This is a genomic window from Pseudonocardia yunnanensis (assembly GCF_039534065.1).
Lineage (GTDB): Bacteria > Actinomycetota > Actinomycetes > Mycobacteriales > Pseudonocardiaceae > Pseudonocardia > Pseudonocardia yunnanensis.
This window is the reverse complement of sequence record NZ_BAAAUS010000055.1, coordinates 78,737-89,455: the sequence shown is the minus strand read 5'-3', so window position 1 is coordinate 89,455 and position 10,719 is coordinate 78,737. Positions and strand designations below refer to the sequence as shown.

Annotated in this window: 7 protein-coding genes; 4 read left to right on the top strand and 3 right to left on the bottom strand. The window is 71.3% G+C overall.

The annotated features are described in order from the left end of the window. Nucleotides 1–261: 261 nt before the first annotated feature. From ABD743_RS38840 to ABD743_RS38830, 3 genes are read right to left on the bottom strand one after another with little or no spacing between them, the layout of a single operon-like run. A complete protein-coding gene (locus tag ABD743_RS38840) occupies nt 262–1,611 on the bottom strand; it encodes a (Fe-S)-binding protein (protein ID WP_344728773.1) in 1,350 nt (449 codons plus the stop codon). Beyond that, a complete protein-coding gene (locus ABD743_RS38835) occupies nt 1,608–2,786 on the bottom strand; it encodes an FAD-binding oxidoreductase (protein WP_344728771.1) in 1,179 nt (392 codons plus the stop codon). The genes ABD743_RS38840 and ABD743_RS38835 overlap by 4 nt, the downstream gene beginning before the upstream one ends. Before the next feature lie 43 nt (nt 2,787–2,829). Beyond that, complete coding sequence (locus ABD743_RS38830) at nt 2,830–4,284, bottom strand: FAD-linked oxidase C-terminal domain-containing protein (RefSeq protein ID WP_344728769.1); 1,455 nt, start codon at nt 4,282–4,284, stop codon at nt 2,830–2,832. Between the two features lie 511 nt (nt 4,285–4,795). Between ABD743_RS38830 and ABD743_RS38825 the strand changes: the two genes are divergently transcribed. The 4 genes from ABD743_RS38825 to ABD743_RS38810 all read left to right on the top strand — a co-directional run bounded on the left by ABD743_RS38825 (nt 4,796) and on the right by ABD743_RS38810 (nt 10,695). After that, a complete protein-coding gene (locus ABD743_RS38825) occupies nt 4,796–6,937 on the top strand; it encodes a malate synthase G (protein WP_344728767.1) in 2,142 nt (713 codons plus the stop codon). A gap of 75 nt (nt 6,938–7,012) precedes the next feature. Beyond that, nucleotides 7,013–8,236, top strand: a complete 1,224-nt coding sequence (locus tag ABD743_RS38820; RefSeq protein ID WP_344728766.1) for an MFS transporter — start codon at nt 7,013–7,015, stop codon at nt 8,234–8,236. A 64-nt stretch (nt 8,237–8,300) separates the two neighbouring features. Further along, nucleotides 8,301–8,798: a GNAT family N-acetyltransferase gene (locus ABD743_RS38815; RefSeq protein ID WP_344728764.1), complete on the top strand. Its 498-nt coding sequence runs from the start codon at nt 8,301–8,303 to the stop codon at nt 8,796–8,798. 220 nt (nt 8,799–9,018) lie between these two features. Continuing rightward, a complete protein-coding gene (locus ABD743_RS38810; protein ID WP_344728762.1) occupies nt 9,019–10,695 on the top strand; it encodes a sodium:solute symporter family protein in 1,677 nt (558 codons plus the stop codon). Nucleotides 10,696–10,719 lie beyond the last annotated feature (24 nt).

The following is a 10,719-nucleotide window of genomic DNA, read 5'->3' as shown; positions in this document are numbered from 1 at the left end:
AATGCCATCGGAGGGCTTGAGCTGTACGAGCGGCCCGCTTGTCCGATTGGTCTGCGCGGCAGGGCCGCTCGTCCGGCCTGCCGGGCCGGGGCTTCGGTGCGTGCCCGAGGGTGTGTACGAGCGGCGCGTTCGTCTGGTAGCCCCGCCTGGCCGTGCCGCTCGTTCGGACCCGCCTGGGTGGGTCCACGCGTGAGCAGCTGTACGAGCGGCGCGTTCGGCCGCTAGGTCCGTCCGGATGGGTCGTTCGTCCAGCTCGGGTGGTCAGCTGCGGGGGACCGGGATCCCTCGGATCGAGGCGTCCAGCAGCTGTACCGGGTGCAGGAGGGGGATGGGGTCGGTGTCGTCGTCGCCCTTCAGGTACTTGCCGATCTGGAGCAGGCAGCCGGGGTTGGCGGTGACGATCACGTCGGGCTCCACGGAGCGCACGTTGGCCGCCTTGCGAGCCCCGAGGTCCCCGGCGGCTTCCGGCATCACCATGTTGTAGATCCCGGCGGAGCCGCAGCAGAGTTCGGCTTCGGGCAGGTCCACAAGCTGGAGATCCGGGATCGAGCGCAGCACCGCACGGGGTTGGGCCCGCACCTTCTGGGCGTGCCCGAGGTGGCAGGCGTCGTGGTACGCCACGAGGCCGCGGAACGGGTGGCGGGGCGCCCGCGGCTCCAGGTCGGCGAGCACCTCGTGGACGTCACGCACCCGCGCGCTGAACGCCGCTGCGCGCTCGGCCCATTCCGGGTCGTCGGAGAGCAGGTGGCCGTACTCCTTCATCGACGAACCGCAGCCCGCGACGTTGGTGACCACGTGGTCGACGTCGAGCCTCTCGTAGATGGCGATCTCCCGCCTGGCACGGGCGAGGGCGCTGTCCTCCCGGCCCGCGTGCAGCTCGAGCGCACCGCAGCAGCCCTGCCCCGCGGGCACCAGCACGTCGCAGCCCTCGGCGGCGAGCACGCGGACGGTGGCCTCGTTGACGCGGTGGAAGAAGACGTCCTGCACGCAGCCCGACAGCAGTGCTACCCGTGCCCGGCGCTCGCCGACGGCAGGCGTGTACGCGGGTAGCTTGGCGAACGCCTCCCGCACCGACACCGGCGGCAGCAGCGACTCCATCGCGGCGAACCGGCCCGGCAGCTTCTCCGCGAGCTTCGCGATGGCCGGTACCTTGCGCATCTTCTGGTACAGCGCTCCGGGCAGGGCCGCGGCGCGCAGCCTGCGCTTGTAGGGGAAGAGCGCGAAGATCGCGTTGCGGAAGAGCCGGTCGGACGTCTCGCGTTCGACGTTGCGCTCGATCTGCGGACGCACCGACTCCAGCAGCCGGTCGTACTGCACCCCGGACGGGCACGCCGTGACGCACGCCATGCAGCCCAGGCACCGGTCGATGTGCTCCGTGACGGGCCCGGACAGCCCGATCTCGCCCTTCTCGACGAGGTCCATCAGGTAGATGCGGCCGCGCGGGGAGTCCATCTCCTCGCCCCACAGCTGGTAAGTGGGGCAGGTGGGCAGGCAGAAGCCGCAGTGCACGCAGTCGTCGAGCAGCTCCCGCTCCGGCGGGCGGTGGGCGTCGAAGCCTGATGGCCCCGTCTGGGGCAGGTTGGTCTCGGCGGATCCGGCGGGAGTGGTCACCGGGCGTCCTTCCCATCGTTTCCGGTCACGGGCCAGGGGGCGAACCGGCCGGGGCCGAACCGGCCTCGAGGGTCCAGCTCGGCTTTCAGTGCCCTGAGCACGGCGACAGCGGACGGCGGCGGCCCCCACGCCGGGGCGTGCGATCCGGACGGGCGGGCCCGCAGCACGGACGTGCCCCCGGCGGCGTGCACGAGCGCGTGGGCGTCGGCGACGGCCTCGGGGGCCATCGTGACCGTGGCGACCCCGGTGCCCAGCCCTGCGGTGACGGTGCCGGGCGGCAGGTCGGTGAGCAGCCCGGGCAACCTACTCGGTGTGACGCCCACCCGCAGGACCGCGCGATCAGGTGTGCCCCGCACCAGCGCGGCGTGGCGGGTCCACAAATTGTCGCCCTCGTTGCACTCCGCGTGGGGCGAGCTGTCGGCGACCACTCGCGCGCTGAACCCCAGCACCTCGCGCAGCCGCTGCAGCCGGGCCGACACCGCATCCTCCGTGCCCTCGATGCGCAGGAGCAGGCCCCCGTCCCCGCGCGCGTCATTGGACACCCACTCCAACGCCGCCGGCTCGTACGGACCGCCGAGCACGCGCCCGGCGAGTTCGTCGGCATCGGCGAGCGAACAGTCGGCCAGCAGCGTGGCCGTGCGCTTCGGGACGGGATGCAGCCGCAGCACGACCTCGGCGATCACCCCGAGCGTGCCGTAGGAGCCGTGCAGCAGCTTCGCCAGGTCGTACCCGGCCACGTTCTTGATCACGTGGCCACCGCTGCGGGCGACCGTGCCGTCGGACAGCACGACGGTGATGCCGATGACCAGGTCGCGCAGCGAGCCGAAGACCAGCCCCGCCGGGCCGGCGTCCGCGGTGGCGATCAAGCCGCCCACGGTGGCCCCGTCGGCGACCCGCGCGGCGTCGAACGAGACGTGCTGCCCGTGCGGTGCCAACTCGTCGACGAGCGCGCGCAACGGGGTGCCCGCACGCACGGAGACGGTCATGTCACCGGGGTTGTGGGTGATCACACCGGACAGGCCGGTGGTGTCGAGCACGGCGTCGACCGGGTCGAGCCGGCCCGCCCAGTCGGCGGCCGTGCCGGCACCGGCGATCGCGACGGTGCCCGCCGTGTCGAGCACGGCGTCGCGGAGGGACCGTAGATCGTCCGGGCGCAGCGTGGTTGACGTCGTCACGGTGCCTCCTCACACGCGCCTGACGGTGAACTCGCGAACTCGATCACAGGCGCTCGATCACTCCCGACTCCTCCAGCGGGTGGGGCTTGTACTTCCCCGGCCGTTCCCCGCACAGCCGAGGTGTCGGCAGCACCTTGCCGGGGTTGCAGATCCCCTGCGGGTCGAAGGCCGTGCGTACCCGCTGCATGACGGCGAGATCGTCGCGGGAGAACATCTTCGGCATCGAGCACGCCTTGTCGGTGCCGATGCCGTGCTCGCCCGACAGGGAGCCCCCGAGCTCCACGCAGAGCTCGGCGATCTCGCCGGACAGCTTCTCGGCGCGCTCGGTCTCCCCGGCGTCGGCGCTGTAGAGCACCAGCGGGTGGAGGTTGCCGTCGCCGGCGTGGAACACGTTGGCCACGCGGATGCCGGCCTCGGCGCCCATCTTCGCGATGCGGTCGAGCACTTCGGCGAGCCGGGTGCGCGGCACCACGCCGTCCTGCACGAAGTAGTCGGGCGAGATCCGGCCGACCGCGGCGAAGGCGGCCTTGCGTCCCCGCCAGATCGCCGCACGCTCCTCAGGAGAGCCCGCGATGTGCAGGCGGGTGCAGCCGTGGCGGTCGCAGATCTCCTTGACCTGCTCGAACTGGATGTCGCACTCCTCGACCGGCCCGTCCAGCTCGACGACGAGCGCCGCCGGCACGCCGACCGTGTAGCCCGCGTGCACCGCCTCCTCCGCGGCCTCGATGGCCAGGGTGTCCATCATCTCCACGGCGGCGGGCACGATCCCCGCCGCCACGATGTCGGAGACGACGTCGCCCGCCGCGGCGACGGACGGGAAGTCGGCGAGCAGCGTGCGCACCGACTCCGGGGCGCGCAGCAGCCGTACCACGATCTTCGTGGTGATCCCGAGCGTGCCCTCCGAGCCGAGGAAAACCCCGCGCAGGTCGGGGCCTGCCTGCTCACCGGTGTCGGCGCCCAGCGTGACGACCGAACCGTCGGGCAGGACGGTCTCGAAGGACAGAACGTGATTGGTGGTGAATCCGTACTTGAGGCAGTGGGCGCCTCCGGAGTTCTCTGCGACATTGCCGCCGATCGTGCAGACCTGCTGGCTGGACGGGTCGGGGGCGTAGTACAGCCCGTGCGGTGCCGCGGCAGCTGTGATCTCCAGGTTGGTGACGCCCGGTTCGACGACGGCGCGCCGGTTCACCGGGTCGACCTCCAGCACCCGCTTGAGCCGGGCCAGGCTGATCACCACGCCGTCGGCCACCGGCAGCGCTCCACCGGAGAGCCCGGTGCCGGCCCCGCGGGCCACGAACGGCACCCGGTGCTCGGCGCACACCCGCACCGCCGCGGCCACCTGAGCCGCGTCGCGGGGCAGCAGGACCAGTTCCGGCACGACCCGGTAGCCGGTGAGGCCGTCGCACTCGTAGGCCCGGCACCTCACCGGGTCGCTGATCACGTCGGCAGGATCGAGCGCCAGCTCGAACGCCTGCCGTACTCCGCCGTCCAGCGCCACTGGTCACCCTTTCCACCTCGTGCGCATCGTTGCCCGGATGAGCCTACGTCTGCGCCGGGTAGATCGTGGACCTTGCGTTGCGCATCTCCCGCTTCCCCGGCGGTACGGCCGCTGTGTGGGGGATCTGGGTGCCCGCGTACGGTACGACCCGCTTACGCACCGGGTGCGTGGCGCGCTCGCCCCAGGAGCTCGTCACACCACCCGGGCGAATGATCGCTTTGTCGTCGCTGATTCGAGCCCTCAGGAGGCTGAGAGCGTTGGGTCCCCGTCGGACGCTGCAGCTGTCCCTTGTCGTCGCGGCAGCGCTGGCGCTGCTGCTTGCCCTCACCGGCGCGGTTGGTCCCGCGGCGGCAGCCCCCGTGCCCGCATCCACGAGCATGATTGCTCCCTAACCCCGAACTTCCGCAATGCGGAAACCACAGTCCGTCTGGTAGAAGAATGTTCGGGGACGGGTCGCGTTCGGGTAACCGCCGAACGCGACCCTGCCGAACGACGAGCGGATGGTGGAGAAGTGACGGATCTGCAGGTCGACCCCGCGCTGCGCGCATTCGTGGCCGATGAGCTCCTACCCGGTCTGGACCTCGATCCCACCTGGTTCTGGTCCACCTGCGCTGCCCTGCAGGAGCGGTTCGCCGGCCGGACCGCCGAACTGCTCGCCCGCCGTGACGAGCTGCAGGAGCGAATCGACGCCTGGCACCGGGAGAACGGGGCGGGTGACGTCGAGGCGCTGGAGGCCTTCCTCACCGAGATCGGCTACCTGCTCCCGCCGGAGTCGCCGCAGGTGAACGTGTCCCGCGTCGACTCGGAGATCGCCGAGATCGCCGGTCCACAGCTGGTGGTGCCCGCCACCGTGCCGCGGTACGCGCTGAACGCCGCCAACGCCCGGTGGGGCTCGCTCTTCGACGCGCTGTACGGCACCGACGTCCTTCCGCTGGACCACGAGCTCGAGCGCGGCTACGACGAGCGCCGCGGCGCCCAGGTGATCGCCGAGGCCGAAAAGCTGCTCGACGAGCTCTTCCCGCTCCAGGCGGGCAGCCACGCCGACGCCACCGCCTACCGCGTGCAGGACGGTGCGCTCGTCGTGGAGACGGCGGGCGGGAGCACCGGCCTGGCCGACCCCGGCCAGTTCGCGGGGCACCGTGCCGGGGCCGACGGCGGGCACGCCGGCGCCGTGCAGGCCGTTCTGCTGCACCGCAACGGGCTGCACGTCGAGCTCACGATCGACCCCGCACACCGTGTCGGTCGTCAGCACCACGCCGATGTGGCCGACGTCGTGCTCGAGGCTGCGGTCACCACGATCGTCGACTTCGAGGACTCGGTGGCCACGGTCGACGGGCCGGACAAGGCGGGTGCCTACCGCACCTGGCTCGGCCTGATGACCGGCGCGCTCACCTCGACGTTCGAGAAGGGCGGCGAGACGGTCGAGCGCAAGGTCAACGGCGACCGCCACTACACCGCGCCCGACGGCTCCGAGCTGACGCTGCCCGGGCGCTCCCTGCTGCTCGTGCGCAACGTCGGGCACCACATGACCACCGACGCCGTCCGCACCGCCGACGGCGAGCCGATCCGCGAAGGCGTGCTCGACGCCATGGTCTCGGCCGTCGCGGCGCTGCACGACCTGCGCGGGCTCGGGCGGTTCTCCAACTCCCGCGCCGGCAGCGTCTACATCGTCAAGCCCAAGCAGCACGGGCCCGACGAGGTGGCGCTCACCGTGGAGCTGTTCGCCGCGGTGGAAGAGGCGCTCGGCCTGGAGCCCACCACCCTGAAGATCGGGATCATGGACGAGGAGAAGCGCACGTCGCTCAACCTCGAGAACTGCATCGCCCAGGCTCCGGACCGCACGATCTTCGTGAACACCGGGTTCCTCGACCGCACCGGCGACGAGATCCACACCGACCTCGAGGCCGGCCCGGTCGTGCGCAAGAACGACATGAAGAGCACGCCCTGGCTGGTCGCCTACGAGGACCGCAACGTCGACGTCGCACTGCGTGCGGGCTTCCGCGGACAGGCGCAGGTCGGCAAGGGCATGTGGGCCAAGCCCGCCGCGATGCGCGAGATGCTCGACACGAAGGGCGCGCAGCCGGAGGCGGGTGCGAACACCGCCTGGGTGCCGTCGCCGACGGCCGCCACGTTGCACGCGCTGCACTACCTGCGCACCGATGTCGCCGCGAGGCAGCGCGAGCTCGCGGGGCGCACGACCGACCGGCGTGAGCTGCTGCGGGTGCCTCTCCTGCCCGATGAGCTCACCGACGACGAGAAGCGTCACGAGCTGGAGACCAACGCGCAGTCCATCCTGGGTTACGTCGTGCGCTGGGTCGGGCTGGGCATCGGCTGCTCCACTGTGCCCGACCTCGCGGGCGTCGGGCTCATGGAGGACCGCGCCACGCTGCGGATCTCCAGCCAGCTCATCGCCAACTGGCTGCACCACGGCCTGACCGACGAGACGCAGGTGCGCGAGACGTTCGCCCGCATGGCGGCCCTGGTGGACGAGCAGAACGCGAACGAGCCCGGCTACGACCCGATGGCGAAGGACCTCGAGAGCAGCCCGTCGTTCCAGGCGGCGCTCGAGTTGGTCTTCACCGGCCGGGAGGAGCCCAACGGCTACACGGAGCGGGCGCTCACGAAGTGGCGGCAGACGGCCAAGGCCGGCTGACGCTCCAAGTCCTGCGCGGATACGGCCGCCCCCTCCGGCCGTATCCGCGCTCACGCGCGGTGGTGAGGAGCGCAGGTGCGGGCGTGGGTTCGTGTGGTCGCCGTGCTGTTCGTGATCGCCTACGGCGCCAACCAGTTCAGCCCGTTGATGGTGCTGTACCGCGAGCAGGGCCACTTCTCGGCCGTGACGGTGGCCGCCTTCTTCGCCGTCTACATCCTGGGTCTCGCTCCGGGGCTGCTCCTCGGTGGTCCCGCGTCGGACGTGCGGGGACGCCGGTGGGTCCTGCTGCCGGCGCTGGTCGTGTCGGTGCCGGCGAGCGCGGTGCTCGCACTGGGTGGTGTACCCGGCGTGTCGGAGCCCGCGCTCTTCGCCGGACGGTTCCTGTTCGGGGCTGTCACCGGCGTCGCCATGGCCGTGGGCACGACGTGGGTGAAGGAGCTCTCCCAGCCCCCGTGGGACCCGGATGCCGACGCCGGAGCGGGTGCGCGCAGGGCGGCTCTGGCCCTCTCGGCGGGCTTCGGCGGTGGCCCGCTCGTCGCCGGGGTGCTGGCTCAGTGGGCGCCGCTGCCGATGGAGCTGCCCTACCTCGCGCACATCGTGATCACGCTGGTGGCCATCGCCGCGGTGCTGGGCGTGCCCGAGACGCGCGTGACGACCGCACCGCGGCAGCGGATCCAGCTGCGGGTGACCCTTCCCGCCCGGTTCCGATGGGTCGTCGCGCCGATGGCGCCGTGGGTGTTCGGGGGACCGTCGATCTCCTTCGCCGTGCAGCCGGCCGCCCTGGCGCACGTGACCGGCGATCTCGGTCTGGTCTTCGCCACGCTGGTCACGGTCGTCACCCTCGGGGCGGGCGTGGCGGTGCAGCCGTGGGCACGGCGGCTCGACCGTCGCTCGCCTGCGCTCACCGCGCGCGTGGGGCTCGCCGCGACGGTCGCCGGTGTCCTGCTCGCCGCAGGATCCGCGGCGCTCGGGTCCGTGGTCCTCGCCGTGGTGGCCTCGGCGGTGCTGGGAGCGGCCTACGGCCTGTGCCTGGTGGCCGGCCTGCTGGAGGTGCAACGGATGGCTGCTCCCGAGCACCTCGGCGCACTCACGGCCGTGTACTACACGATCACCTACGTCGGGTTCTTGTTCCCGGTGGTGCTCGCGGCTCTGACCCCGACGGCCGGCTACCCCGAGCTGCTGCTCGGGCCCGCTGTGCTCGCGCTCGTCAGCCTGGCGGTGGTGTGGCGCAGTGGCCGCCGGCCCGCGCAGGCCGGCTTCGCCGAGCCCCGGCGGGCGTGCGGCGCGGCCGGGGGGTGATCGTAGGCTCGGGCGTGTGCTCCAGCTCTGCGCCGTTTCGATCGACCACGTCGACGCTGTCCGTTTGAACGCGGAGCTGCAGCAGGAGTACCGAATCCGGTACGGCGGTGAGGACACCACGCCGATCGACCCGACGCAGTTCGACGCTCCGCGCGGCCTGTTCGTGGTCGGCTACGTGGACGGTGCGGCTGTCGGATGCGGGGGCTGGCGGGCCCGGGACGGCGGGGAGGACCCCGAGCTACGGTCGGGGGACGCCGAGATCAAGCGGATGTACGTGGCGGCGGCGCACCGCGGGCGCGGCTACGCCCGCGCGATCCTGGCCGAGCTGGAGCGGACGGCTGCTGCCGCCGGCCGGCAGCGGGCCGTGCTCGAGAGCGGCACCCACCAACCCGAGTCCGTGGCCCTCTACCGAAGCTCGGGGTACGAGCCCATCCCGGCGTTCGGCCGGTACCGCGACTCGCCGAACAGCCTGTTCTTCGGAAAGCCGCTGGCCGTGCCGTCCGGGCGCGCAACGCGGGCGCCGAGGACCGGTGACCGCGCGTCGACGACGACGGAAAGGTGACCGCCGAGCGGGAACCGGGCCGGCCACTCAAGGGCCACACCCGTTGCGCCGGCGGGGCCGAAATGGCCTAGCCCGGTGCCCCACCAGGGTCTTCAGTGCCATCGGTAGGGCAACTGGAGGGTGTCGATCGGGCGTACGTCGCCCCCAGCGATGGCGAGACGCGCCCACGTGGCGAATGATCCGCACACCACGGGTTCGACGAGCGGTGGAGGGGACAACGGTGGCGGTGCTGGCACAGACCGATCTGCGGCTCGACACGACCGCGATCGACTACGTGTTCGTCGTCTTCTATTTCGTGCTGGTGCTGGGCATCGGGGTGATGGCCCGCCGGTCGATCTCGTCCAGCCTCGACTTCCTGCTGTCGGGCCGGTCGCTGCCGGCCTGGGTGACGGGACTGGCGTTCGTCTCGGCCAACCTAGGCGCGATCGAGCTCATCGGGATGATGGCCAACGGCGCGCAGTACGGCGTGGCCACATTCCATTACTACTGGATCGGCGCCATCCCGGCGATGGTGTTCCTCGGCATCGTGATGATGCCCTTCTACTACGGCAGCAAGGCCCGCAGCGTTCCGGAGTTCCTCCGCAAACGGTTCAACAAGACGACTCAACGGGTCAACGCCGTCACCTTCGCGGTCGCCGCCGTGCTGATCGCCGGGGTCAACCTGTTCGCGCTCGGCCTGATCCTCGAGGCGCTGCTGGGCTGGTCGTTGAACCTCGCGATCCCGATCGCCGCCCTGGTGGTGCTCAGCTACACGTTCCTGGGCGGGTTGTCCGCGGCGATCTACAACGAGGTGCTGCAGTTCTTCGTCATCGTCGCCCTGCTGATCCCGCTCACGGTCGCCGGGCTCGCCCGCGTCGGCGGTTGGGATGGGCTGAAGGCGCAGGTGGTCGGTCTCCCGCCGGGGCCGGAGCAGGTGTCGACGTGGCCGGGCACCGCCCTCACCGAGATCGCCAACCCGTTCCTGTCGGTGCTCGGCATCGTCTTCGGGCTCGGGTTCGTGCTCTCGTTCGGTTACTGGACCACCAACTTCGCCGAGGTGCAGCGCGCGCTCTCGGCCCGCAGCATGTCGGCCGCCCGGCGCACTCCCATCATCGCCGCGTTCCCGAAGGCGCTCATCCCGCTGGTCGTGGTGATCCCCGGCATGATCGCGGGCGTGCTGGTGCCGCAGCTCACCACCCTCAAGGAGGGCGGCGCCACCGACATCACCTACAACAACGCGCTGTCGCTGCTGATGAACGAGGTGCTGCCCAACGGCATCCTCGGCGTCGCCCTGGCCGGCCTGCTGGCGTCGTTCATGGCAGGCATGGCGGCCAACGTCAGCTCGCTCAACACCGTGTTCACCTACGACATCTGGCAGGACTGGGTGCGCCCCGGCCGTCCCGACGAGTACTACCTGCGAGTCGGACGCACCATCACCGTCGTCGGGTGCGTGCTGGCCATCGGCACGGCGTTCATCGCGGGCAGCTTCCAGAACCTGATGGACTACATCCAGACGCTGTTCAGCTTCTTCAACGCGCCGCTGTTCGCGATCTTCATCCTCGGCCTGTTCTGGAAGCGGATGACCGGTACGGCCGGTTGGACGGGCCTGGTCTCCGGCACCATCGCGGCGATCGTGATCGATGTGATGGTGCGCTCCGGCGTCATCGCCGTGTCGTCGCAGGCCGGGTCGTTCATCGGCGCGAGCGCCGCGTTCGTCGTCGGTATCGCGGTCGCCGTCGCCGTCTCGGCGGTCACCGCCCCGAAGCCGGACGCCGAGTTGGTCGGCCTGGTCTGGTCGCTCACGCCGCGGGAGCGGATGCGCACCGGCGAGGACGAGGGCAGCTGGTGGCAGTCGCCCGTCGTGCTCGGTGCGATCGTGATCGCGCTGACCATCGTGCTGTACGTGCTCTTCGGCTGACCAGATGACCGACAGAGAGCCCCG